The organism is Yoonia sp. SDW83-1 (assembly GCF_046762885.1).
GTDB lineage: Bacteria > Pseudomonadota > Alphaproteobacteria > Rhodobacterales > Rhodobacteraceae > Yoonia.
Window position 1 is genome coordinate 154031 of the sequence record NZ_JBKQXO010000004.1, and the last position, 23237, is coordinate 177267.

Consider the following 23237-nt stretch of genomic DNA (forward strand, 5'->3'; position numbering starts at 1 on the left):
GAAGCGGTCCGGCACGTGGTTAACAGCGCGCCATCCAGAGTTTCGAGGGTCATGACCGCATCGGTTTTCAAAGGATTGACGAAAGGAAGCGCGGCCCCGGCGATGCTGCTGCGCGCCGGTATCGTTGCGGTTAATTTCGCTGTCATGCTGGGGCTGGCCGCGCTGCTTGGGCTTGCGGATTTTGGCCGTCTGGCAGTGATCTGGGGGCTGGCGCTGGTGTTCTCCAGCATCATCGCCGCTGGTGCCCCGCTCTTGCTGTTCCAGGCCTTGTCCGATGGTGGGCGGTTGACGGGCCGGGCGCTGGCGCAGCACGTGATCGTCTATCCGGTGGTGCTGGTGGTGATCGGATTGATTGCGCTGCCTGCCCTGTTTGCGACGCTGCCATGGGTGCCGATTTTTGTGGCCGCTTTCGGCATTCACTTGGTCAGTTGTTTGGCCACCATTATGCGCGCGCTTGGCTCGGTCCATGTGTCGATGGCGTTGCGTGATGCGGGGCCGCAACTGGCCCTTGGGGTGGGTGCGGTACTGGCAATGGTCCACATGAATATACTTGAAATCACCGCTGTCGTTCTGGCTGTTGTCGCAGGTTTGGCCACCATCTGGTGTTGGCGACAGCCCGCATGGCCGACGATTATCCATCCGTCGGGCCGTGCCGCGCGTATGCCGTTTGGCCTGTGGGGCACGTCGGTTCTGGGTATGGCGCTGGCGCAGGTCGATATCATCATCGGCGGCGCGTTTCTGACTGACGGGCAGACCGGGCTTTATGCGTTGCTGCGCCGGATCACCAATCTGGTGGTCTTGCCGGTCAGCGTGGCAACATGGGTCACATCGGTTCCCGTCGCAGCGGCCCATGGCAAAGGCGACCGGGCCTGCCTTGCGCACGCCAGCGCCAGTGGCAGCCGTATCGCGCTGATCCCCGGGCTGATCTTAGCTGCGGTGGCGTTGGCTGGTTTGGCGATCATGCAGCTCCCCGGTTTGAGGGTATGGGGGGCAGAGGGCGATCTGGTATTCCTGATCCTGCTGGCAGGGGCATTGGTCCAGGTCGGATTTGCCGCGACCTTTACCGTCGCGACCTTATGCGGGCTGGCCCATTTCGCCGCTATCGCCCGGCTGGGCAGCATCATCGCCTATCTGGGGCTTGTGGGGCTGATGCCAGTCTTCAGCCCTGTCACAAACGCGGCGGCCTATGCCATGGCCATGGCGCTGGGCAGTGTCGGCTTGTGGGTCATCGTGCTGCGCCGCATGGGCATCGACACATCCTTTTTCGCCCTGATCACCGCCCGCACGGCAAGTTGGAGGCTGTCGTGATCATCCTTCTGGCCCTTCTTTGCACGGCAGTCCCTTTCATGTTGGGGCAACGATATGGGCTGGTGCGGCTGGTATCGCCGATGCATCTGGTGGCCTATTTCTGCTTTTTCGGTTTTTTGCTCAAGGTGACGGTTTACGCGGCAAGACCTGAACTGGCGTTCTATCGGCGCTTTGTCGAAAACCCGTGGGGGGATCAATTGGGCGCCATCTATCTGGCGCTGTTCATCCTGCTGCTCTGCGCGGGCTACCGGGTTGCCTGCCGGGCAAGCCGCCGGGCGGATATGATTGTCGCGGCGCGGCTGGTATCCGCCGGGATCACACGCAAGGGCAGTCTGTTTGTTGTGGCACTGGGTGTCGCGTTGGCGACGATCATCGTGATTCTGCGGGCACGCGGTGCGACAGGGCTGGACCTTGCCTTGCTGACATCGCTGAACACCGCCAAGCAGATCAATGTCGATGCCAACGGAATCGGCGCGACGCTGGCCGGGATCAAGACCTTTTTCATCATCCCGAAATTCGCCTTTGTCCTGCTTTTGGCCAGTGCGATAGCCACCCGGCAGCGCCGGGTGATGGTGCAGGCGGGGTTGTTGGGGCTTTTGCTGATCGTGATCGCCCTGATCTCGGGTGACCGTTTTGAACTGGTTGAACTGACGGTCTTTGCGCTGGTCGTGCATATGATGCTGGTTGGCCGGGTGAACCTGCGGCTTCTTGCGTTCGGCGCGCTTGCCCTGATGCTGCTGGGCGGGGTGTCGGCCTATATGACCCAATTGCGGCTGGGGGGCGGGCCGATTTGGGCGGCACTCGCCGATCAGGTTGTCGGCTCAACCTATTTTCTGGACATCAATGCCGCCATCATGGTCACCGACCGGGTTACGCCACCCGATCTGCTGCTTGGCCAAAGCTATACCTGGTGGTCATTCGGCTGGGTGCCGCGCGGCATCTGGCCGGACAAGCCTGCCATCGACCTTGGCGTGTTTTTCAAGCGCGACATTATGGGCGTGCATACCGGCGGCGCATTCAACGTCACCGGCCCGGGCGAAGCGTTTATCAATTTCGGCTGGGCTGGTATTGGCATCGGGTTCGTACTGGGCTGGGTCTATCGCAAGGGCGAGGTATTTTTGCTGTCGGCCCGTGGCACGTTCCGGCATGGGACCTGCCTGCTTTACCCGATCCTGTTCTATCCCTTCGTGCAGGCCACCCTGCAATCATCTTTCAGTGCCTTTATCGTGGGGGCGGCGGCGCAGTTTGTGCTGCTGGCTGTGATGATCTGGGTCTTTGTGGCCCGCTACAGCCTTTGGATACCGTCCCACACCAGAAACCGGAGCCTGCTTCATGTTGCCTAACCTCTTGTTGAAAGCTCTTTATTGGGCATTGCGCATTTGCGGTGCGATCTGTCGCCGGGTCGGCATGATGGCGGCGACCCGGCTGCATCAGGCGACGCTCGCCTCGGTCGGGCCGGGGTCGCGGTTTCAGGCAGGGGTGCGTTTTGCCCAGCCCCGCACCGTCAGTATCGGGGATGAATGCTATTTCTGGCGCGGCTGCAATGCCTCGGCCGAGGTGGCGGACGCACCGCTGATCATTGGCGACCGGGTGCAGGTCAACAAAGATGTGCATCTGGACACGACCGGGGGGCTGACGCTGGGCAGCGGTGTTCTGATTTCGGAAGGAGCGGTGATCTATACCCATGATCACGGGCTTGATCCGCGTGCGGCTCCGCAGATGATGCCCAAGACTATTTCTGACGATGCCTGGATCGGCATGCGCGCAATCATCATGCCGCAATGCCGCCGGATCGGGCGCGGTGCCGTGATCGGGGCGGGGGCCATTGTAGTCCATGACGTGCCGCCGGGCGCCATTGTCGCGGGCAATCCGGCGCGGATCATCGGCCAAAAACCACTTTTGGCAGAGGTGGCGGCATGAAGATCCTGCATGTTGTGCCCTCGTTCTATCCGGCGGTCAAATGGGGTGGACCGATCCGGTCGACCAAGGCGATTTGCGATGGTGTCGCGGGTTTGCCTGGTATGTCAGTGCGGGTGCTGACAACCGATGCCGCGAGCCCCGACCGGAGTGATCGGACCGGTCCGGCCGATCTGCCCTACCCGGTGCATTACGCCCGCAGACGGGCCGGACATGCGATTGCGCCAGGCCTGCTGGCGCGCCTGCCGGATGCTGTCGCCTGGGCGGATGTGGTGCATCTGACCGCCACCTACAGTTTTCCGACCTTGCCGACCCTTGCACTGGCCCGCGCCATGAGCCGCCCGGTCGTCTGGTCCCCGCGCGGTGCGCTCCAGGCCACTGCAGACTGGGCCGACGCCCCGCGCAAACGCGCCAAGCATCTGTTCGAACGGGCCGCGCAGGCCTTGCGCCCGCGCGACACGGTGCTGCATGTCACCTCAACCGCCGAGGCGGCGCAGAGCGTTGCGCGTCTGCCCGGGATCGCAACCGCGCTTGTCCCCAATGCGGTGGATATCCCCGCGCTGAACCTGCGCCCGATGCCGCCGGACACCCGCCTGCGGCTGCTTTATCTGGGTCGGCTTCACCCCAAGAAGGGGCTTGATCTGCTGTTTGACGCAATGGCGAAACTGCCCACAGATGTGGTGCTGGATGTCTATGGCACCGGCGCACCCGACTATACCGCCACGTTGCACAGACGCGCTGTGCAATCGGGCGGGCGCATCACCTTGCATGGCCATGTCGAAGGGGCGGCCAAGGCCGGCGCATTTGCGGCCGCCGATATCTTTGTCTTGCCCAGCCACTCCGAAAATTTCGGGATCGCCGTGGCCGAAGCACTGGCCCATGCGCTGCCTGTTCTCACCACGACGGGCACGCCCTGGCACGGTCTGGATCATCAGGTTTGCGGGCGATGCATTGACCTTTATCGTGCTGATCTGGCCGCGGAAATCATGGATATGGCATGCGCCGACCTGCGCCGCATGGGGGTGGTCGGGCGCGATTGGATGCGCCGCGATTTCTCTACAGATGCAATGGTTAGCGCATTTGCTAAGCTTTATCGGGATCTTGCCGCCCATCCACATGACCCGGTGCTGGCATGACAGCGCGCGTCGATGTCAGCGCCAACCGGGCGCGGCGGGAGTGGGACCACCGCGCCCAGATCGCCCGCATCCTGTGGGGCCTGTGCCATCCGCTGTTCCGGCTCAGCCCGAGACCGTTCTGGGCCTGGCGGGTCTGGCTGTTGCGGTGCTTTGGCGCGCAGATCGGCAGGGGTGTCCATGTCCACCCCACCGTCCGGATCATGATGCCCTGGCATCTGCGCATCGACGATCAGGCTGCGGTGGGTGACCGGGCTATCCTTTACGCACTGGGGCTTATCCATATCGGCGCGCGCGCCACCGTGTCCCAGAACGCGCATCTTTGCGCAGGCAGTCATGAACTGTCGGACCCGGCACGCGCCTTGGTCCGTTCCCCGATCAGCATAGGCGCAGATGCGTGGGTCTGTGCCGATGCCTTTGTCGGTCCCGGTGTGCGGATCGGGGCAGGGGCTGTGCTGGGCGCCCGGGCCGTGGCGATGAAGGACCTGCCAGCCGGTCAAACCGGGCTGGGCAACCCGATGCAAATCAAGGAACGACCATGACCGATATCACCGTCATCATCCTCACCCGGGACGAGGCGCGCCATATCACCCGCGCTATCGCTTCGGTGCGTGGATTTGCGCAGCGGGTGCTGGTGCTGGATAGCGGGTCAACAGATGACACCGTGACGCTGGCGCATGGGGCAGGGGCCGAAGTATTGCGGCATCCCTGGACGACGCATGCGGCCCAATTCAACTGGGCGCTGGATCAGATCGCGGATGATCCGGGCTGGGTGCTGCGGCTTGATGCGGATGAATATGTGACACCCGAACTGGCCGATCAGATCGCGACCGGCCTGCCAGATGTGACAGGCCTTTATGTGAACCGGCGCATTCACTTCATGGGTCAGCCTGTGCGCCATGGTGGTGTCTTTCCCGTGCCCATCCTGCGGTTGTTTCGTAACGGGGCAGGCCGGTGCGAGGATCGCTGGATGGATGAACATATCGTCGTTGACGGACCGACTGCGCGGTTGAAAGGCGAAATCGTCGACGACAATCACAAACCGCTGGATTGGTGGATTGCCAAGCATAACGGTTACGCCAGCCGAGAAGTGGTGGATATCCTGAACCGGGAATATGGATTGATCGCTGGAACCCGGCAGCGGGGGGCAAAACGCTGGATCAAGGATCATCTTTATGGTCGGCTGCCGGGCGGGGCGCGGGCCGGGGCCTATTTCGCCTACCGGTATTTTTTGCGGCTTGGTGTGCTGGATGGGCCGCAGGCGCGGGCCTTTCATGTGCTGCAAGGGTTTTGGTACCGGTATCTGGTCGATGCCAAGCTGGGTGAGGTGCGCCGCCATATGGCTGATACGGGGGCAGCACCGCGTGATGCAATCCGGGATGTTCTGGGGATCGACATCGCTCCAACGCCGGTCATCCCTGCAAAGGCGGCTGCATGAAAATCTCGGTCGTGACAGCGGTGATGAATGGGGGCGATGCCTTGCCGCGTGCGCTGGACAGCCTCAAATCCCAATCCCACCTGGATATCGAACATGTGGTGCAAGACGGCGGTTCGACGGACGGAACGCTGGACTACTTGCGGGCCAACGGACACCGGAACATGGCGCTGTTATCGACCCCCGACACCGGGATCTATGACGCAATCAACAAAGGGATTTCGCGGGCCACGGGTGACGTGGTCGGGCTGCTGCATGCCGATGATTATCTGGCCGCACCCGACGTGCTGGCGCGCGTGGCAGAGGCGATGAAAAACTCGGATATCGACGGGGTCTATGGTGATCTGGAATATGTGGCCCGGGCCGACCACAGGCAGGTGATCCGCTATTGGAAGGCGGGCGAATATGCGGTGGCGCGGCTCAGGCGCGGCTGGATGCCACCGCACCCCACGCTTTACCTGCGTCGCACCGTTTTCGAACGGGCCGGGCTTTACGATACCAGCTACCGGATTTCCGGCGATTATGACGGGATGCTGCGCTGGCTGACCACCGGGCAGATCAGACTGGGCTATATCCCCCATGTCATGGTGCGGATGCAGATCGGCGGGGCGAGCAACAAATCATTCGCCCAGATGCTGCGCAAAAGCCGCGAGGATTATCGCGCGATCCGGCGGCACAAGGTCGGGGGCATGGGCACACTACTGGCCAAGAACCTGTCCAAGCTGCCGCAATTCGGGGCGCGCCCGCCTCAGGTATAGAAATACCGGGTGAAGTGGTAAAAGATCGGGGCGGCAAAGATCACGCTGTCCAGTTGGTCAACAAACCCGCCCTGACCGGGGATCAGATGCGACCAGTCCTTGACGCCGCGCTCGCGCTTGATCGCGGCAAAGACAAGGCTGCCCAGCATGCCCACCAGTGAGGCGACCCCAGCCATCGCCATGGCCCCGAGCAGGCCAAAAGGCGTGATCCAGTTCAGCAACCCACCAATCAGCATCGCGCTGACCACACCGCAGGCGACCCCTTCCCATGTCTTGGGGGACAGACCGGGGGCAATGCGGGTCTTGCCGATGCGGCGGCCAAAGAAATACTCCAGCAAATCGCCCAACTGCACCACCATGACCAGAAAGGCGATCATCAGCACCGCACGATCCTGATAGCCGTCAACATCCAGCGTCATCAACGCAGGCACATGGCTGACGCAAAAGACGGCAATCATCAGACCCCATTGCGTTTCGGCGACGCGGGCCAAGAACCGTTCGGAGTTGCCGCGCAAGGCCGACACGATGGGCAGTAGCAAGAACGCATAAACCGGGATGAAAACGGTATAAAGCCCGTCCCAGCCAAAGCCGACAAAGATGTATTGCAACGGCAGCACCACAAAGAACCCCAGCGCGAGCGAGATATGATCCGCCTGCGCCTTTGTCGTGAGGGTCAGGAATTCGCGTAGCGCTGCAAAGGACGTCAAGGCAAACAGCAACATCACCCCGTGACGGCCCAAAAGCAGGGCAATTCCGACAAAGGCGACCATGCCCCACCAGCTTTGCACGCGGGTCATGTAGGTATCCAGCACGGGGTTGTTGAACCCGGGCTCTTCGCGGGCCCGCAAGACCTCACCCACAAAGGTTAGGGCAAACAGGATGCCAAAACTTCCGAACGCCAGCAGCAGGATATCACTTGTGGTCTCATTCATGACCGATCCTCCGGTGCCAGGGCGGCGAGCGCGTTGGACGCGCGTTTGAGGAACTCATCCTTGCTTTCGCCTTCCTGCACATGGATCGGCGCGCCGAAGGTTACGGTGCAGATCAGGGGCAGGGGGATCACCTCGCCCTTGGGCATGATCGTGTTCAGGTTTGCCACCCATGTGGGCACCAGATCGACATGCGGCCGTGCGACGCCCATGTTGTAAAGGCCGGCCTTGAAGGGCAGCAACAGATCGTCGGTCATATTGCGGTTGCCCTCGGGAAAGATGATCAGGGATGATCCTTCGTCAAGGGCGGCGATGATCTTGTCCATCGGCTTGTCCTTGACCTCGGGCCGCCGGTCGACCAGCACGCAGTTAAACACTTCGGGGCCGACAAAGGCGCGGATCTTGTTTTTCAGCCAGTAGTCAGCCGCGGCCACGGGCCGCACGGTCCGCCGCATGGCAGGTGGCAGGCAAGCCCAGATCATGGGCATGTCGCCGTTACTCGTGTGGTTGGCAAAATAGACCCGCTGTTTCGGAACCGGTTCGATCCCCTGCCAGTCTGCACGGACAGCCGTGATCGCGCGGGCAAAGATGCGGATGGACTGGCCAACGATACGGGCGGCAAACTGGCGAAGATACTTCATGGGATCAACTTTGACGAAGCGCGCGGTGTTTGAAAAGAGAGAACCCCACCCGTGACGATCACGGGCAGGGTTCGGGGGAGGGACCTGTTTAGGCTTTGTCGTCGCCAATATAGTCCGACAGCAGCTTTTCGTTCTTGGCGTCCTCGATCCGCTGGATGCGGTCCTCGGACATCTTGTCGTCGAAGCGGTATTTGACAAAGTTGACCAGAGCCAGCGTCAGCATCAGAACGGCCATGCCCCAAAAGCCCTTGGTTGACAGCGGCACTTCCGTCGACAGCCAGAGAGAGATACCGAGCATACCGTAAGCCACGGCGACACCTGCGCCATTGACGAACATGATCAGTGAGTTGTCGGATTTCGTTACAGCCATTTTTCTATTCCTTTTAATGCGTATTGTCTTGGTTTGTGGGGTTACTTCTTGCCGGCCTTCAGGCGGGCCAGAACATCGTCAGCAGTGGACCGGGTTGCAGCGCCAAAGCCAGCATCGGCCATCCGATCGGTCAGCGTGTCGTTGTTCAGGTCGCGGTTGATATCGGCCAGAATTTCGCTGCGCTCGAACGGGTCATCCTTGCCCAGCACCCGGGAAATCAGCTCTTCGGCCTCTTCCACGCTGCCCGATGTGACGCCAGTGCGCGACATCTGCATCTGGATATTCTGTTCGCGGCGCACGGCCCGGGCCTGAATAGCACCCTGTTTCAGATCGATGATCCGGCGGTGGCCGCTTTCGATGGATGACCGCAGGCGCATCACCTTCTGGTCCAGACGGTCCAGCGTTTCGGTCCGCACGGTCAGTTCGTTTTCCATCGACGCAATGGCGCGGGCAGCCTCGGCAGCCATATCCTCGCGGTCATTGTCCAACGCTTCCTTGGCGCGCTTCGTCAGATCGGTGATCCGCGATTTCAACGCGCTGTGCTGCTTTTGCTCTGACCGCTGGCGCTGGATCAGGCTGGCAAGTGTGGCCTTGGCGGCGCGCAGGCTGTTTTCGCTTTCGCGGATTTTCTGGTCAATCAGTTCAATCGCAAAGGCGTCGCGTACGCGGTCTTCGGCCCGTGCATTCTGCCCATGGATCAGGGTGGCGAGTGTCTTGAACATTGGTGTCTCTCCGTTTCGCTTCAGTGTGTGAACACTGTTCATGAAATAGAGATAGCAATTAGTGATCTACCGATCAAGAGAAAACTTGAACAATGTTCAAATTATTTCCGAGAGGCCGTCAACTGCCTTAAAACAAGGGCGATCATGCGGTCTATATCATCAGACGGCACACCAGCGCTGGCCTCATCCAGCCCCAAAAGCACGATTCCATGCACCGATGAGAACAGCGCGCGGGTCAAAAGCGCATGTTCCTGAGAATCGCGATCCGGGAAAATCACCGCCAGCGGGTCAGAGATATAGGTAAAGAGCCGCCCCATTTCTTCCAGATACCAATCCGGCGCCGCTTCGCCCGGGGCGCGTTCCACATCAAACAGCGCCCGCCAGCTTTGGTGGTTTTCCGCAGCAAAGCGATGATAGGCCTGCGCCATGACCACCAGTTGTTCCACCGGGTCCTGCGGGGCATCGGCCAGGGCTTCGGCGACATCCGCGCCCAAGCGGTGAAAGGTTCGGGCGTTCACGGTCAGAACCAGATCGGTCAGATCACCAAAGACATTGTAGATGGCCCCAACAGCACATCCCGCCTCAGACGCCAGATCGCGGGCGCGCAAGGCGCCCAGCCCGTGGTCCGCAATCGTCCGCTCTGCAATCAAAACCAAATTCTCACGCAACGCCGCGCGCCGCTCTGCCACTTTACCTGCCATGTCACCCTCAGTTGAACGTAGTTCAGTTATAGGAGAGGATTTTCAAGATGGGAAGAGTGGCGTAGATGGCGGCTTTCGCGGGACAAAAAGAACCTTCGCTACGGCGAAACCAATGACCGTTTTTCGAAGTCGGATGGTGAGCGTCGATCTGTTCAGAGCAAGCTGCCCATCGACTTTTCGGAAGACCGTGATCCAGGGCAGTCGGCGAAAGCTGGTTCTAATGATCTGGACTTGAGAGAGCAGAACTGATCGCTGCGACAAGACTTTCGGCAGTGAAAGGTTTTTTAGCGATGATCGCAGGTGGATAGCTGGCCGTTATACTTTCGGTGTCACCATAGCCAGTCGCAAGCACAAAGGGGATGTTGCGATCCGCCAAAACTTCCGCGACTGGAAGAGACGTCTGGTCACCCAAATTTACGTCAAGCAGCGCGAATGTGATTGTGTTGGCCTCAAGAACAGCCAGCGCATCAGCGACAGAGCCTGACATGTGAACACTGTCCGCTCCATTGTCTTTGAGAATATCAGAAGCATCCAGCGCGATCACCATATTGTCCTCAACCACCAGGACGTCGCCGCTCAGGTTTAATGATCGGCTTTCTTTGTTGTCAACGATACTCAGGCTGTCGTCCGCAACAACCTCCTGGATATCAGAAATGGCGGTGGATGGGATCATGATGTCTGCTTCAAATCCGGTCATCAGGTAGCGCGTTTTGACTGTCCCCTTGAGTTCGTAGGGTATCGTTTTTTCAATGATTGTCGTTCCAAACCCCTGACGGGATGGGGCCTGCACCGGTGGCCCACCAATTTCGCGCCATTCGATCTGCAACGCCCCGTCATCCTGAATGCGAAGGTCAATTGAAATTTTTCCAGAACGGTCCGTCAGCGCGCCGTACTTGGCGGCGTTTGTCACCATTTCGTGGATCACTAATGCCATCGTTGAGAACGCATCAGGCCTGAGCATAGGCGCGTCCCCTGTGATCGACACGCGATCCTTCGCGTCCGTCAGAAAGGCGTTCACTTCGACGTCAATCAGCTGTCTTAAGGAACTGGGTGACCACTCATGCCGTGTGAGTTGATCATGCGCGCGCGCCAGCGCCTGCACGCGACCGTCCAGCACTTTGGTGTAAGTTGCGACGTCTTGCGCGCCCGCCCGGCTTTGAGAGACCAAGCCTTGGATCAGATTGAGAATATTGCGGACACGGTGGTTAAGCTCTGCGATTAAAAGTTCTTGTTTGTCAGCGGCTTTCTGGCGGGCTTCATTCGCGTTATCAGTCAGTTTCAGCACGATCTCGATCAGCGACACCCGCAACGACTCGCCTATTTGAACCTCACTATCGGTCCAGCGCGCTGACGTGTTCCTGACCATTTCCGACCACGCATCAAAACTTTTACGTGGTGTCAGACGTATCCCGTTGGGGCCGACTTCGACCGGTTTGTTCGGGTCACCCGCCCATTTAACCGATTTGGCGACCTCACGCCGGAAAAACACGATATAGTCCCGTGGCGTGCGCGAAATCGGAACCGCAAGGACACCCGCAACATCAGCAGAAAAATCCGCAGCATCCGGGTACAGCGCCGCAAGCCTGTGCGTTGCAAATACCTGACCTGTCGGAGCCGTGTTGAGGAATCGTGCCAGTTTCTTGAATTCCACCTCGTCAGGTGCGTTCCCAACGGATGCATAGCGCCCATCAGAGTAGACCGCGACACCATCGTTTGCGATGAGGCCACGCAATTCGTCCGCGATCATCTCAAACCCATTAATAAGATTTGTCCCGCCGGAGAGTTGGATCATCAAATTGTCATGCATCTGCCGCGCTTCGCTGCTCTGAACGCGGGATGCTATGTCGATCTTCTGAACCAGCTCATAAGAGAAGAACTGGGCGAACAGCTCGATTGCAGTGCGCCGCTCAAAATCGACGTGGTGAGGCGTTTCATGGTGGCAGGCGAACAAACCCCAAAGCTTTCCATCTTTGATGATCGAGACTGACATAGAGGCTGCCACACCCATATTTCGTAGATATTCCAGATGGATGGGCGACACGGCGCGCATGACAGACAACGACAGGTCCATTGGGATGCCCTGCACATTCGTGGGCGGCGTAATCGGCGATACCATCCCGTCGACATCGGCAATAAGTCGCAGCGTGCTGCGCAAATACAAGGCGCGTGCTTGCTTCGGGATGTCACTGGCGGGATAGCGAAGCCCAAGAAAGGGCTCCATGCTCGACTTACGCTTTTCCGCGATGACCTCACCGGTGCCGTCTTCGTCAAATTGGTAGACCATCACACGGTCAAAACCGGACATGACCTGAACAGCCATCGCGGCCTGATCACAAGCGGCCTTAATGTCATTGGCGCGCCTTACCCGCGCGATCAAAGGCTGGACCAAGCTCATTTCGTCGCGATTTTCGGTGTGAATCTTGGGTTCAAATTCGAAGACATAGGTTTGATCCAACATGTGCACCGACACGTCGAACAACTTGCCGTCGCCCAGTGCGTCGTATCCAAACAGCCGGGACGAACTGGTCTCTACGTTCAGTAACTGCAGTTTGGTACGTAGATCGTGAACTGTCTTCTCAGGCAGCAAGTCAATCAGCCGTCCACCGACAGCGTCGTCTGGCGAGACCTGCAGGATATCCTGCACATTTTCGGAGACATGATTAACCATGAAATCAGAAGACGTTGCAATCAGACACCCATACCCCTGCACACCGCCCAGCAAATGGATTGGTTCTCGGTCACAATTGGTAAGGTCAACCGCTTCGTCTGATGTGATATAGTTTTGTTCTTCCGTCATACGAGCGCGTCCTCAGCTGTGACTATCTTGGCGAACGCCGCCGCGAAAAGTTGGAATTGTGTTCTTGTGTCCTCTACGATGGCATCAGCACGTGCGCTGCTAGGTGGCAAAGCTGAAAGCGCGCGACATGTTTCGGGCCAAAGTTTCGGATCGATTGCTTGCCCAAAATAAGTATTAGCGCGTTGGACGCACGGATCCGTCGATGCGCCCCATCGTTTGCTTAGGATTTTTGAACCAAGCCTCGATCCCGCCACCATATAGTCGATAGACAAGGGGTCGAGCGCAGATGGCGTCGGTAGGTCAATCGCGTATGGGTTAGCGGTTACAGCATCAAGATCCGCAGCAAGGCCGTCGATCATGTTAGAAAGTGCTGCCGTTGAAAGCCCCTGACCCAATGATCGCGCCTGCATCACCAAAAAACAGGAGTGGTGTATCTGCAAGAACACCCTGAAATCACGCAGCCTCGCAATGTCGAGCGTCGAGATCATACGATCCAAAAAATCATGATCCGTGCGTGTTTGCTCCCGAAGCGCGTGTCGAAAATCCGTTTCCATCATGGCCCTGCGCCCTAAAAGCGAAGACCGATTTGGGCAATTGTTGTGATTTGGCACGAAAGTCTCACAGCGCGTCATCTTTGTCATTAATCTATGACATACATACTGACTGCATTTGTTCATTAACAGCCCTTGGGCCATTCGCAGGCACAATATCCATACCAAAAGGCTGGATTTCCGCTCATCGATGTTGGCTGAGGTTATTCCTAACTAAGGGCGGCACTTAAGCACTCAGCAGAGCGGACATTGGTATAGTTTGCAGCATTTGTAACTCTGGGCTCAAACCAGACGTTAACCCCGTCGCGCTCAACGTGTGCACTTGTCCTCTTTCATTACTCCATCTTCACCGGCGCACCACCCGCAAAACTGTTCACCTCGGAATAACTGATCGGCTCTTCCTGCATCTGCAAATGCAGCCCGTCTCCTTCATGGGGATGCGCGCGGGCCAGATCCTCATCGAAATCAATCCCCAGCCCCGGTGCGGTCGGCACCGGGATATAGCCATCCTCGACCGTGATCGATCCCTTGATCAGGTCGTGATGAAACGGCGTCTCAATCGTTTCGGCCATCAGGATATTCGGAATCGACGCGGCCAGCTGCACATTCGCCGCCCATTCCACCGGCCCGGCATAAAGATGCGGGGCCATCTGCGCGTTGTGGACTTCAGCCAGTGCTGCGATTTTCTTGGTTTCCCAGATACCGCCAGCCCGCCCAAGCGCCGGCTGCAGGATCGTGGCCGCGCCCTGTCGCAGGATTTCGGCAAATTCCGCCTTGGTCGTCAGCCGCTCGCCGGTGGCCACGGGGATACGTACCGCCGCGGCCACCTTGGCCATCTCGGCCACATTGTCCGGCGGGATCGGTTCTTCGTACCAAAGCGGGCTGTAGGGTTCCAACGCCTGACCCATGCGGATCGCCCCCGCGGTGCTGAACTGCCCATGCGTGCCAAAAAGCAGATCGGCGCGGTCGCCAACCGCCTCACGGATCGCCTTGCAGAACGCCACCGACAGGGAGATATCATGCATCGACGGCATATGCCCGCCGCAGATTGTGTAGGGGCCCGCCGGATCGAATTTGACAGCCGTATAGCCCTTTTCGACCATATCGACTGCGACCTCGGCGGCCATATCGGGACTGGCCCAGAAGGCGGGCAGGGGGTGCGACGGCCGGGGATAAAGATAGGTATAGGCGCGGATGCGGTCATTCATCCGGCCCCCGATCAGGGCATGGACCGGGCGGTCACGGTCCTTGCCCAAGATATCCCAGCATGCGATCTCCAGCCCCGACCAGGCGCCGATCACCGTCAGGTCTGGGCGCTGGGTGAAGCCCGCGGAATAGACCCGGCGAAACATCAGCTCGATGTCTTCAGGATTTTCGCCCGCCATGTGGCGTTCGAACACATCCCTGATGACGGCTTTCATCGCTTCTGGCCCGACGGATGATGCGTAACACTCTCCATATCCCACCACACCGGTATCCGTCGTCACCTTTGGAATGATCCAATAGCGCCCGCCCCAACCCGGGGCCGGGGGTGCCGTGACAATCACATCAAGATCGGCGAGTTTCATATGCGAACCTTTGGGCAGGAGGATGTTATGGGCGACACAATCACGCTTCGCCACCTGGGTCCAGATGATCTGGACCTGCTGTTGGGGGTCAGGACCGGGCTTTTTGACAATCCGATCCTGCCGGACAAGACAAAGGCCTTTCTGGCCGACCCGCAGCACGAGATCGTGCTGGCTCTGGACGGGTCCGATGTTGTGGGGATGGCGACAGGCCAGATTTTGCTGCATCCGGACAAACCGCCTGCCTTCTTCATCGCCGAGGTCGGGGTGCGAGACGAATATCAGCGGCAAGGCATCGCCAAACGGCTTTGTGACCGGCTGTTGCAGGTTGCGCGCGACCGGGGGTGCGATGGGATCTGGCTGGCTACGGAGACTGATAATGCGGCCGCCCGGGCGCTTTACCGGTCACTGGCCGCGCGCGAAACCGGCGGCATTGTTGTGTACGATTGGGACGGGGCGATGGACGGGTAGGATGGATCAAGATCCATCTTACGGTGCCGCCTCTGATGCGTGCAGTCGCGGACGGAGCGCGATGCCCGGCCTCGTCAAGCCACGCGTCCCGGACTTGATCTGGGACCTCACGCCGCCGCCCTTGCGTTCCGGCTACCCGAACACAATCACATTCCGCTTGGCCGATCCTGTCCTTGTATCGGCAATCGCCTCGTTGATCTGTTCCAGTGACCAACGGCCCGAAATCAGCTCGTCGAGCTTCAGCCGCCCTTGCTCATAAAGATCCACCATCCACGGGATATCCCGCGCGATGACTACGTCGCCCATCTTGGACCCAACCATGCCCTGTCCGGTCGCGGCCAGCATCACCGGCTCGTAAGTCGACATCGCCCCTGAATGCGGCATGCCCACCATGATGACCCGGCCGCCATTGGCCAGATATTGCGGTGCGCGGTCATAGGCAGGGATCGCGCCAACGGTCACGAACACCGCATCGGCCCCGCGTCCCATCGCCTTTTTCGCGGCCCGCCAAGGTTTCTCCTCGGTGGCCAGCACACCGTCTGTCGCGCCGAATTCGCGTGCAATGGCCAGTTTCTCTTCCGACATATCCACCGCCACGATCCGCCGCGCCCCGGCAATCCTGGCGCCCTGAATGGCGTTGAGGCCAACGCCACCGGCGCCGATCACAACCACATCCTGTCCGGCCCGAAGCCCTGCGGCGTTCACCACAGCGCCAACCCCGGTGATGACACCACAGGCCAGCAAAGACGCTGACTCCATCGAAATCACGTCCGACAGTTTCACCACTTGGCTTTGATCCACAACAACCCGCTCGGCAAAGCCGCCGGTATACATCGCCTGATGCAGTGGGGCGCCATCAGCATCTGACAGCGGGCTGCCCTCGAAACCCGTCTCGCAGGCGACAGGCTTGCCGCCGGCGCAGGACGGGCAGGTGCCACAGGCGCGGATCAGCGTTACCACCACCGGGTCACCCATCGTGATGCCACGCACGCCCTCGCCCACGGCGCTGACCACCCCTGCCGCCTCGTGCCCGTAGACCGCAGGCAGTGTCCCGCCCCAGGCCCCGTCCATATAGGAAATATCGGAATGGCAGATTGCACAGGCTTTCAACGTCACCTCAATCTCGCCCATCTTGGGCGCGGCGAGGGTGACTGTCTCGATCGTCAAGGGCTGGCCGAATTCACGGCAAATGGCGGCTTTGATCTGGGGCATGGCGTTGTCCTGCAAAAATCCTGTTGCAGCACATGTCCCACCGGATATTGCCATGCGCAAGTCTGATCGCGACGTTACATGGCGCGCGCCCGCTTTGGGCGGGGTGTCTGGACGAAAACAACGATACATCCGATGGTCAGCACGGCCGACAACAGAAACGGCGCGCCGGGCAGATAGAAAGGTCCGGCAGCGGCGGTGAAATACCAGAAGGTCTGGGTCACCAATAGCGGTGCCACAATTGTGGCCACCGCGTTGATCGAGGTGACCGTGCCCTGCAATTCGCCTTGCTGATCGTCGGCTGCAGTACGCGACATGATCCCCTGCAAGGCGGGCCCCGCGATGGAACCCAATGCGGTCAAGGGGGTCAATGCCAGGGCGATCCAGCCTTGCGTGACAAACCCCAGCAGCACAAAGGCCGCCACATCAATCGACAGGCCGGCAATCACCGCATTCCGTTCACTAATCCGGTTCAGGATCGGCTTGATCAGCAAACCCTGCACAATCGCAATCCCGATCCCGAAGACGGCCAGCGACAGGCCGATCATCCCCGGCCCCCAACCGAACCGCTCGGCCCCGAAATAGGCCCAGACGCCGGGATAAACGAAAAACGCCACAGTATAGACAAAGGTGATCAGCATCAGCCGCTTCAGGCCGGGCAGAGCACCGATATTCTTGAACGCGCCAAGCGGATTGGCGCGCCGCCACTCAAGCGGACGACGAATGCGGTCGGTCACCGTCTCTGGCAATACGTAATACCCAAAAATGGCGTTCGCCGCAGCCAATGCCGCCGCCGCCCAGAAGGGCGCGCGCGTGCCGAACTCTGCCAGCACACCCCCCAAAAGCGGCCCCAGCACAAAGCCCACGCCAAACGCCGCCCCGATCAGGCCGAAATTGGCGGCCTTTTCCTCTGGTTTTGAGATATCGGCCATATACGCCGCTGATGTTGATTGCGTCGCCGCGGTGATCCCGCCGATGATCCGGCCAATGATCAAAAGCCAGATTGTATGGGCCAGCGCCATCAGCACATAATCGAACGCCATGATCACCAGCGAGATGATCAGCACGGGCCGCCGCCCGTACCGGTCCGACAGATTGCCGACCGTTGGACCGAACAGGAACTGCATCGCGGCAAAGATCGTGGCGAGGATACCGCCCCAGACAGCAGCGGCACCAATGCCCTGACCTTCGACCTCCTGAATAAGGTCGGGCATCACCGGCATGATCAGCCCGATCCCCATGCTGTCGATGACAACGGTAATCAGGATAAAGATGACAGGCAGGCGATTTTGCATTCGCACAGGGTTAAACCGCTTGGTTCACTTTGCAAGTCCCCGTTTTGGCGGGCCTTTCACCTAGAACGAGATATTGTCGGCGACGAAGTCAACGAAGAGCCGGGTCAGCGGATTTTGCGCCGCATGTCCGTAGTAGACCAGCGAGATATTGATCGGGCGCGGCGGTTGTTCCGGCAATACCACCTCCAGCCGGGCGTCTTTCAGGACATGGTCCACCAGAAAAAGCGGCAGTGCTGCGATACCCCCGCCATGCAAAGCCATCGCAGCAATTGTGCGCGGGTCGTTGACCGACACCTGCGTTTTCAGCGCGACCGCGACACTGCCACCCTTGCCAGCAAGAACCAATGGCATATCGGGGCGCAGTGCGATGATCTTGTGCTTATCAAGGTCATCGACCGAAACCGGACGACCAGCCCGATCAAGATAAGATTTTGCAGCAACAAGTGCCTGCCGTGCATCCCCCAGTTTGCGCTGGGTCAGGCTCGAATCCTCCATCTGGCCGATGCGGACCGCCAGATCGAAACCGCCAGCGATCAGATCGACAAAGGCGTTGTCGGCTACGACTTCAAGCTGAACGTCGGGATAGGTCGCCGAGAACGCGACCAGCACCGGTGCCAGAAGGTCGGAGGCGAAGGTAAACGGCACAGAGATGCGCAACTTGCCTGCCGGTCGGTCCTTTTGCGCGACGATCCGTGCGCGCGAAGCTTGCAGGACATCCACCATCTCCTGCGCCTCTTGCGCCAGCAGATGGCCCTGATCGGTCAGCCGGATGCTGCGGGTGGTGCGCTGGATCAGGTCAAGCCCGACATCGGCCTCAAGCGCTGCGATGTGGTTGGTTACCGTCGATGTGGGCATGCCCAGACGCCGGGCCGCCCCGGCAAAACTACCTGCTTTTGCAACGGCAGCCAGCGTGACAAGGTGGTTGGTGTTGCGGTACATTATCCCATTTTTGGGATTATTATTCCGAAATAGCAAGTCTTTATCCGATTTGCGTGACCGCTATCTTGAGGCCAGCAAACAGGAGAATTGATATGCGTGTGCTTATCACAGGATCGACAGGTTTCATCGGGTCAGCGGCCCGCAAGGCGTTGGTCGACGCGGGCCACATGCCTATTGTGGTCAAGCGACCGGGCAGTGCCTTGGGCGATCATGACGTCGCCGTGGACCTGACCGACCTTGATGGCCTGCGCAAGGCGGCGTCAGGTGTTGATGCGGTCATTCATGCGGCGGCCAGCGATAATCCTGATTTCTGGCCGGTCAGCCAAGCCGCCGCCCTGGCCATGATCGAAGGGTTGCCCGATGGCAGCCGCTTCGTAGCCCATGGCGGTACGATTGTTTTTGGTCCCACCACGCATGACCCGGCCAACCCAACGACGCTGAATCCACCGCCCCCGCTGGCGGGGCGCGCCGCATTGGATCAGGCGATCCTTGATGCCGGGAACGGGCGGGTCCACACCCATGTCGTGTTCGGGTCGCTGCTCTATGGCGGCCCCGGTGCGGTGATCCCGCAGGCCATGGTCGGCACCGCGCGCGCAAGCGGAGCAGTGCTATATGCCGGTGATGGCAGCCAGATCTGGTCAACCGTCCATGTCGATGATTTCGGCAGGTTGCTTGTTGCGGCCGTTGCCACGGCAGACGCCGCAAGCGGGCCGATCTTTGCCGCCGACCGATCAATTGCGATGGCCGATTTCGCGCAAGAGATCGGTGTCGCCCTGGACCTGCCCGTTCGCGCGGCCACGGATGAAGAGGCGCGACAGTCCTACGGCATGTTCGCCGCGGCATTCGGCATGAGCCAGCATTTCTCGGGTGACGTGGCGCGCGACGCTTTCGGCTGGACGCCACTTGCCAATGCAGACGCCCTGCGCGAGGCGATCAGATCGCTGGCCGAAGGTGCCATCAAATGACCATACATCGACCCATGACACTTTATGATGTGGCCGGTGGCGCGGATCGCATCACTGCAATGACCACGGAATTTAATGAAAGGGCCGTTGTCGACCCGCTCCTGTCGCCGTTGTTCACCAATGGCGATGCTGATCACGCGAAATATCTTGCTGGCTGGTTTTCGGTGATCTTTGGCGGCCCGCAGGAATACCTGACCGAACGGGGCAGTTTGCGGTTCGTGATTTGGAAACATGTCAGCATGCATATTACCGACGCGCAACGGGCCAGGTGGGTGAACCTGATGCGGGATGCGGCCGCGCGGGTGCAGATCGACGAACGCTTTCTGGCCCCTTTTGATCGTTTTATCGATACGGTCAGCCGGGACGTGCAGGCCAATTCCCATGTGCCCAAAGAGGAGCTTCGCGCAAGGCTGGGGATCAAGGATCAGGGGCCAGGTGTCCAGTCTCAGCCATGAATTGATGCAGAAGGGCGGCATATTCCTGCGGGTCCTCGACACAGGGCAAATGCCCGGCACGCCGCATCAGCGCAAATTGCGATCCGGGGATCAGATCGACCGTTTCGCGCACCAGATCAGGCGGGGTGGTGGCGTCCTCTGATCCGGCAATGCCCAGCGTGGGCAGACGCAGACCACTTGTCGGCGTATAGAAATCGGTGCCTGCAATCGCCGCGCAAACGCCGATATATCCATTCTGCGGGGTCTGCGTCAGCATCGCGCGCCATTGTGCTACCGCCGGGGTGGCAAGGAAATCGCGGCCAAACCAGCGTGTCATCACCTCATCGGCGATACCGTCCAAACCCACCCGCTCAATATTGGCGATGCGATCCTGCCAGAACGTGCCGTTTCCAATCTTGGCTGCGGTGTTGGACAGGACCATGGCGCGGATGATGTCAGGGCGTTTGACGGCCAGACCCTGCGCCACCATGCCACCGACCGACAGCCCGACAAACAGGCAATCGCGGACGTCCAGCGCATCACAAACCGCTTCGGCATCGCTGACCAACTGGCCCATCGTGTAAGGACCCTCCGGCGCGTCCGATCCGCCATGGCCACGCATGTCATAACGCACCACGCGCAGCCCATCCGGCAGCAACGCCACCACCTGATCCCATAGATGCAGGTGAGAGCCGAGCGAATTGGCAAACATGATCACCGGGCCATCATCCGGCCCGTCAACCCGCACGTTCAGCGCCACACCCTGCCGATCAATTTTCATGAAATCCGCCTCAGAAAAGCTCAAGCCGCGCATGGGTGTCCCTTCCCGGCGCGGCTTTCACTTGTTGTCGTGACCAGCGCATGGCGATCACAAACAACCCTCCCACATAACAGAAACATGGAATATGTGATTCCGGGCAACCTGTACTTTTGGACAGGTTAGTCATCCGGGTCACCAATCAGCATATGCGCCATGATCTGCCCGTGGTCCGAGGCGAGCTTGTTATAAGGGGCCTCTGGATGGGACCCGTCGGTCAGGTGATCATTGAAGACGCTGAAATACTCCATCTCGCCCAGTTTGCCTGCAAAATCAGGGTGAAAATGGCGCGACATCAGGATCTGGTCGATGCTTTCGAACACCCCGCCAAAGGCGGATGTATAGACCATGTCTCGCAGCGATTTGCGCACAAACAGCTTCTCGGCTGAATAGAGGCGCACGGCCCCGATATTTTCCTGAATGATCTCGTTTTCCTCATCCGTGTACCGGTCCCGCCGGGTTTCGGCATCGTGGCGGCGCATCCAGGCGTAATTGCGAAACGGGGCCTCACCGGTGATGATCTCGGAACTGACCGCATGTTCGCTATCGTTGAAATCACCCAGTACCATGACCGGATTGCCCGCCTTCAGCTCATCCAGAATGGCGTTGCGCAGCACCCAGGCCTCGGCCATGCGGCGCAGGCCGGACCGGAGTGATCCCATGGCCCGGGTGGCCGGATCATAATTCACCAGATCGGCGGCGGGCGGAAAGGGCGCACCTTCCGGCCGGGGTAGTTCGCCCAGCTTTGATTTCAGGTGGCAGTTAAAGACGGTCACCACCGTCTCACCCAGCTTGATGCGCACCTTCAGCACCGGTCGGCTGAGGCGTTTGATCCGGTAATGCCCGCCTTCATCCCCATCCAGATCGGTGAACGGGATGGCGAGCGGTCTGGGAAGTTCCTGTATAACCTCCGGCAAACCTTCGAACCCGAACCGCGACAGGATCGCGACACCGGGCCGCCGCTGGCCCGGTTCCCCGTCAAACAGGTTCGGGGCAAAGGCCAGTGCCGCCTCGGTATAGGGTTCATAGGCCAGCTTGCGGAAAATCGCCTTGCGGGCATAGCCTTTGGACCGGTCGGGGATGTTCGCCTCATTCGCGGCCAGCCCAAGTTCATCGGTCTCGATGACCACATCGCGCAGGGCGTCTTCGCTGAAAATCTCCTGAAAACACACAATATCTGCGTTCATGGTCAGCAGCTGGTCGGCCATCCATGCACGTTTCCAGGCATATTCCTCGGGGGTGTATTCCTCGAACCTGTAATACTCCTGATCCGCCTCGATCAGGTTTTTGACGTTGAAACTGGCGATGGTGAAACGGGTCAATTCAGGGTCTCCAAAGCTTTGGCAAAGACATCCGGGTCAACATTGCCGCCCGTGGCAACGGCAATGATCGCATCGCCTTCAAATGCGTCCGGGTGGAACAGGGCGGCCGCCAGTGCGGCCGCACCACCGGGTTCGACTACGATCTTGAGCCGCTCAAAGGCAAGGCCAACGGCGCGCAGGCATTCCGCCTCGGTCACCACCACGCCCGGCCCACAATGGGCCTGCATGATGGGAAAGGTGATCTCACCCGGCTGCGGCGTGATGATGGCGTCGCAAAGCGAACCAGAAGTGCGCGCATTCCGCTCGATCTTGCCGCTGACCAGCGACCGGGTCACATCGTCAAACCCTTCCGGTTCCACCGGGCGAACCCGCAGCCCCGGCGCATCCGCCGCCAGTGCCAATGCGATGCCCGATGTCAGCCCGCCACCACCGCAACAGACGGCGACATCGGCGTCGGTGATGCCAAGGGCGTTCATGTCCTCAGCAATCTCCAGCCCGCAGGTGCCTTGCCCGGCGATCACCTGGGGTTCGTCAAACGGTTTCACCAGTGTCAGCCCGCGTTCCTGGGCCAGCCGCGCGCCAATCGCGTCACGATCTTCGGTCGCGCGGTCATACAGCACCACCTCTGCCCCCAAAGCCCGCGTATTGGCAATCTTGATCGCAGGTGCATCCGACGGCATCACGATCACCGCAGGCGCATCATGTTCGCGGGCCGCAAGGGCCACCCCCTGCGCATGGTTCCCGCTGGAAAACGCAATCACCCCGGTTTTCAGAGCATTGTCAGTCAGCGCGGAAATCGCCGACCAGCCGCCGCGAAACTTGAACGATCCTGTGTGCTGCAAACACTCCGGCTTCACGAACACCCGCCGCCCCGCGATCTCGTCCAGAAAGGGCGATGTCAGGATCGGTGTGCGCCGCGCATGCCGCTCCAGCCGCTTTGCCGCGGCGCGAATCATTT

24 protein-coding genes are annotated in these 23237 nt (G+C 59.9%); 10 read left to right on the plus strand and 14 right to left on the minus strand.

The window, feature by feature from the left end; all coding sequences use genetic code 11:
• Positions 1-51 precede the first annotated feature (51 nt).
• From ACFWW4_RS06745 to ACFWW4_RS06775, 7 genes are read left to right on the plus strand one after another with little or no spacing between them, the layout of a single operon-like run.
• Positions 52-1308, plus strand: coding sequence for a hypothetical protein (locus tag ACFWW4_RS06745; RefSeq protein ID WP_411890137.1), 1257 nt, complete (start codon positions 52-54; stop codon positions 1306-1308).
• Positions 1305-2651, plus strand: coding sequence for an oligosaccharide repeat unit polymerase (locus ACFWW4_RS06750; RefSeq protein WP_411890138.1), 1347 nt, complete (start codon positions 1305-1307; stop codon positions 2649-2651). The genes ACFWW4_RS06745 and ACFWW4_RS06750 overlap by 4 nt, the downstream gene beginning before the upstream one ends.
• Positions 2641-3228 carry an acyltransferase gene (locus tag ACFWW4_RS06755; RefSeq protein WP_411890139.1) on the plus strand — a complete coding sequence of 196 codons (588 nt, stop codon included), beginning with the start codon at positions 2641-2643 and terminating at the stop codon, positions 3226-3228. Before ACFWW4_RS06750 ends, ACFWW4_RS06755 begins: the two co-directional genes overlap by 11 nt.
• On the plus strand, positions 3225-4361 hold the full coding sequence (locus ACFWW4_RS06760; RefSeq protein ID WP_411890140.1) for a glycosyltransferase: 1137 nt from the start codon (positions 3225-3227) through the stop codon (positions 4359-4361). Before ACFWW4_RS06755 ends, ACFWW4_RS06760 begins: the two co-directional genes overlap by 4 nt.
• A complete protein-coding gene (locus tag ACFWW4_RS06765; protein WP_411890141.1) occupies positions 4358-4900 on the plus strand; it encodes an acetyltransferase in 543 nt (180 codons plus the stop codon). The genes ACFWW4_RS06760 and ACFWW4_RS06765 overlap by 4 nt, the downstream gene beginning before the upstream one ends.
• Positions 4897-5796, plus strand: a complete 900-nt coding sequence (locus ACFWW4_RS06770) for a glycosyltransferase family 2 protein (protein WP_411890142.1) — start codon at positions 4897-4899, stop codon at positions 5794-5796. The genes ACFWW4_RS06765 and ACFWW4_RS06770 overlap by 4 nt, the downstream gene beginning before the upstream one ends.
• On the plus strand, positions 5793-6551 hold the full coding sequence (locus tag ACFWW4_RS06775; RefSeq protein ID WP_411890143.1) for a glycosyltransferase family 2 protein: 759 nt from the start codon (positions 5793-5795) through the stop codon (positions 6549-6551). The genes ACFWW4_RS06770 and ACFWW4_RS06775 overlap by 4 nt, the downstream gene beginning before the upstream one ends.
• Here the strand turns inward: ACFWW4_RS06775 and ACFWW4_RS06780 are convergent.
• The 8 genes from ACFWW4_RS06780 to ACFWW4_RS06815 form a co-directional block, all read right to left on the minus strand.
• Positions 6542-7483: a phosphatidate cytidylyltransferase gene (locus ACFWW4_RS06780; RefSeq protein ID WP_411890144.1), complete on the minus strand. Its 942-nt coding sequence runs from the start codon at positions 7481-7483 to the stop codon at positions 6542-6544. The genes ACFWW4_RS06775 and ACFWW4_RS06780 overlap by 10 nt on opposite strands.
• Positions 7480-8121, minus strand: coding sequence for a lysophospholipid acyltransferase family protein (locus ACFWW4_RS06785; protein WP_411890145.1), 642 nt, complete (start codon positions 8119-8121; stop codon positions 7480-7482). The genes ACFWW4_RS06780 and ACFWW4_RS06785 overlap by 4 nt, the downstream gene beginning before the upstream one ends.
• An 88-nt stretch (positions 8122-8209) precedes the next feature.
• Positions 8210-8491, minus strand: a complete 282-nt coding sequence (locus ACFWW4_RS06790) for a hypothetical protein (protein WP_393930584.1) — start codon at positions 8489-8491, stop codon at positions 8210-8212.
• A 41-nt stretch (positions 8492-8532) separates the two neighbouring features.
• The gene (locus ACFWW4_RS06795) at positions 8533-9213 is read right to left on the minus strand and encodes a PspA/IM30 family protein (RefSeq protein ID WP_411890146.1); all 681 of its coding nucleotides are present in this window, start codon (positions 9211-9213) and stop codon (positions 8533-8535) included.
• 101 nt (positions 9214-9314) lie between these two features.
• The gene (locus tag ACFWW4_RS06800) at positions 9315-9914 is read right to left on the minus strand and encodes a TetR/AcrR family transcriptional regulator (RefSeq protein WP_411890147.1); all 600 of its coding nucleotides are present in this window, start codon (positions 9912-9914) and stop codon (positions 9315-9317) included.
• Positions 9915-10131: 217 nt separating this feature from the next.
• On the minus strand, positions 10132-12711 hold the full coding sequence (locus tag ACFWW4_RS06805) for an HWE histidine kinase domain-containing protein (RefSeq protein WP_411890148.1): 2580 nt from the start codon (positions 12709-12711) through the stop codon (positions 10132-10134).
• Positions 12708-13268: a biliverdin-producing heme oxygenase gene (locus ACFWW4_RS06810; protein WP_411890149.1), complete on the minus strand. Its 561-nt coding sequence runs from the start codon at positions 13266-13268 to the stop codon at positions 12708-12710. The genes ACFWW4_RS06805 and ACFWW4_RS06810 overlap by 4 nt, the downstream gene beginning before the upstream one ends.
• Positions 13269-13597: 329 nt before the next feature.
• A complete protein-coding gene (locus tag ACFWW4_RS06815) occupies positions 13598-14830 on the minus strand; it encodes a mandelate racemase/muconate lactonizing enzyme family protein (protein ID WP_411890150.1) in 1233 nt (410 codons plus the stop codon).
• Between the two features lie 27 nt (positions 14831-14857).
• On the opposite strand from ACFWW4_RS06815, the gene ACFWW4_RS06820 reads away from it, so the two are divergent.
• Entirely contained in the window at positions 14858-15298 is a 441-nt protein-coding gene (locus tag ACFWW4_RS06820; protein ID WP_411890151.1) for a GNAT family N-acetyltransferase, read from the plus strand.
• A 132-nt stretch (positions 15299-15430) separates the two neighbouring features.
• Here ACFWW4_RS06820 and ACFWW4_RS06825 read toward each other — a convergent pair whose 3' ends face one another.
• From ACFWW4_RS06825 to ACFWW4_RS06835, 3 genes are all read right to left on the minus strand, one after another.
• Complete coding sequence (locus ACFWW4_RS06825; protein WP_411890152.1) at positions 15431-16510, minus strand: Zn-dependent alcohol dehydrogenase; 1080 nt, start codon at positions 16508-16510, stop codon at positions 15431-15433.
• 74 nt (positions 16511-16584) lie between these two features.
• On the minus strand, positions 16585-17802 hold the full coding sequence (locus ACFWW4_RS06830; protein WP_411890153.1) for a TCR/Tet family MFS transporter: 1218 nt from the start codon (positions 17800-17802) through the stop codon (positions 16585-16587).
• A gap of 60 nt (positions 17803-17862) precedes the next feature.
• Positions 17863-18741 carry a LysR family transcriptional regulator gene (locus tag ACFWW4_RS06835; RefSeq protein ID WP_411890154.1) on the minus strand — a complete coding sequence of 293 codons (879 nt, stop codon included), beginning with the start codon at positions 18739-18741 and terminating at the stop codon, positions 17863-17865.
• 92 nt (positions 18742-18833) lie between these two features.
• On the opposite strand from ACFWW4_RS06835, the gene ACFWW4_RS06840 reads away from it, so the two are divergent.
• A complete protein-coding gene (locus tag ACFWW4_RS06840) occupies positions 18834-19706 on the plus strand; it encodes an NAD-dependent epimerase/dehydratase family protein (RefSeq protein WP_411890155.1) in 873 nt (290 codons plus the stop codon).
• Complete coding sequence (locus tag ACFWW4_RS06845) at positions 19703-20161, plus strand: hypothetical protein (protein ID WP_411890156.1); 459 nt, start codon at positions 19703-19705, stop codon at positions 20159-20161. The genes ACFWW4_RS06840 and ACFWW4_RS06845 overlap by 4 nt, the downstream gene beginning before the upstream one ends.
• On the opposite strand, the gene pcaD is transcribed toward ACFWW4_RS06845, so the two are convergent.
• The 3 genes from pcaD to ACFWW4_RS06860 all read right to left on the minus strand — a co-directional run bounded on the left by pcaD (position 20124) and on the right by ACFWW4_RS06860 (position 23235).
• On the minus strand, positions 20124-20921 hold the full coding sequence (gene pcaD, locus ACFWW4_RS06850) for a 3-oxoadipate enol-lactonase (RefSeq protein ID WP_411890157.1): 798 nt from the start codon (positions 20919-20921) through the stop codon (positions 20124-20126). The two genes, ACFWW4_RS06845 and pcaD, sit on opposite strands and share 38 nt — an antisense overlap.
• A 158-nt stretch (positions 20922-21079) precedes the next feature.
• Entirely contained in the window at positions 21080-22279 is a 1200-nt protein-coding gene (locus ACFWW4_RS06855) for an endonuclease/exonuclease/phosphatase family protein (protein ID WP_411890158.1), read from the minus strand.
• Positions 22276-23235 carry a threonine/serine dehydratase gene (locus ACFWW4_RS06860; protein WP_411890295.1) on the minus strand — a complete coding sequence of 320 codons (960 nt, stop codon included), beginning with the start codon at positions 23233-23235 and terminating at the stop codon, positions 22276-22278. The genes ACFWW4_RS06855 and ACFWW4_RS06860 overlap by 4 nt, the downstream gene beginning before the upstream one ends.
• Between the last annotated feature and the right edge of the window lie 2 nt (positions 23236-23237).

What these genes read in the sequence shown, in the direction of transcription:
- ACFWW4_RS06790 (WP_393930584.1), bottom strand. Translation starts at nt 8,491, where the DNA reads ATGGCTGTAACGAAATCCGACAACTCACTGATCATGTTCGTCAATGGC.
- ACFWW4_RS06760 (WP_411890140.1), top strand. Translation starts at nt 3,225, where the DNA reads ATGAAGATCCTGCATGTTGTGCCCTCGTTCTATCCGGCGGTCAAATGG.
- ACFWW4_RS06810 (WP_411890149.1), bottom strand. Translation starts at nt 13,268, where the DNA reads ATGATGGAAACGGATTTTCGACACGCGCTTCGGGAGCAAACACGCACG.
- ACFWW4_RS06745 (WP_411890137.1), top strand. Translation starts at nt 52, where the DNA reads ATGACCGCATCGGTTTTCAAAGGATTGACGAAAGGAAGCGCGGCCCCG.
- ACFWW4_RS06755 (WP_411890139.1), top strand. Translation starts at nt 2,641, where the DNA reads ATGTTGCCTAACCTCTTGTTGAAAGCTCTTTATTGGGCATTGCGCATT.
- ACFWW4_RS06795 (WP_411890146.1), bottom strand. Translation starts at nt 9,213, where the DNA reads ATGTTCAAGACACTCGCCACCCTGATCCATGGGCAGAATGCACGGGCC.
- ACFWW4_RS06845 (WP_411890156.1), top strand. Translation starts at nt 19,703, where the DNA reads ATGACCATACATCGACCCATGACACTTTATGATGTGGCCGGTGGCGCG.
- ACFWW4_RS06830 (WP_411890153.1), bottom strand. Translation starts at nt 17,802, where the DNA reads ATGCAAAATCGCCTGCCTGTCATCTTTATCCTGATTACCGTTGTCATC.
- ACFWW4_RS06800 (WP_411890147.1), bottom strand. Translation starts at nt 9,914, where the DNA reads ATGGCAGGTAAAGTGGCAGAGCGGCGCGCGGCGTTGCGTGAGAATTTG.
- ACFWW4_RS06835 (WP_411890154.1), bottom strand. Translation starts at nt 18,741, where the DNA reads ATGTACCGCAACACCAACCACCTTGTCACGCTGGCTGCCGTTGCAAAA.
- ACFWW4_RS06840 (WP_411890155.1), top strand. Translation starts at nt 18,834, where the DNA reads ATGCGTGTGCTTATCACAGGATCGACAGGTTTCATCGGGTCAGCGGCC.
- ACFWW4_RS06815 (WP_411890150.1), bottom strand. Translation starts at nt 14,830, where the DNA reads ATGAAACTCGCCGATCTTGATGTGATTGTCACGGCACCCCCGGCCCCG.
- pcaD (WP_411890157.1), bottom strand. Translation starts at nt 20,921, where the DNA reads ATGAAAATTGATCGGCAGGGTGTGGCGCTGAACGTGCGGGTTGACGGG.
- ACFWW4_RS06780 (WP_411890144.1), bottom strand. Translation starts at nt 7,483, where the DNA reads ATGAATGAGACCACAAGTGATATCCTGCTGCTGGCGTTCGGAAGTTTT.
- ACFWW4_RS06805 (WP_411890148.1), bottom strand. Translation starts at nt 12,711, where the DNA reads ATGACGGAAGAACAAAACTATATCACATCAGACGAAGCGGTTGACCTT.
- ACFWW4_RS06820 (WP_411890151.1), top strand. Translation starts at nt 14,858, where the DNA reads ATGGGCGACACAATCACGCTTCGCCACCTGGGTCCAGATGATCTGGAC.
- ACFWW4_RS06785 (WP_411890145.1), bottom strand. Translation starts at nt 8,121, where the DNA reads ATGAAGTATCTTCGCCAGTTTGCCGCCCGTATCGTTGGCCAGTCCATC.
- ACFWW4_RS06765 (WP_411890141.1), top strand. Translation starts at nt 4,358, where the DNA reads ATGACAGCGCGCGTCGATGTCAGCGCCAACCGGGCGCGGCGGGAGTGG.
- ACFWW4_RS06860 (WP_411890295.1), bottom strand. Translation starts at nt 23,235, where the DNA reads ATGATTCGCGCCGCGGCAAAGCGGCTGGAGCGGCATGCGCGGCGCACA.
- ACFWW4_RS06770 (WP_411890142.1), top strand. Translation starts at nt 4,897, where the DNA reads ATGACCGATATCACCGTCATCATCCTCACCCGGGACGAGGCGCGCCAT.
- ACFWW4_RS06775 (WP_411890143.1), top strand. Translation starts at nt 5,793, where the DNA reads ATGAAAATCTCGGTCGTGACAGCGGTGATGAATGGGGGCGATGCCTTG.
- ACFWW4_RS06825 (WP_411890152.1), bottom strand. Translation starts at nt 16,510, where the DNA reads ATGCCCCAGATCAAAGCCGCCATTTGCCGTGAATTCGGCCAGCCCTTG.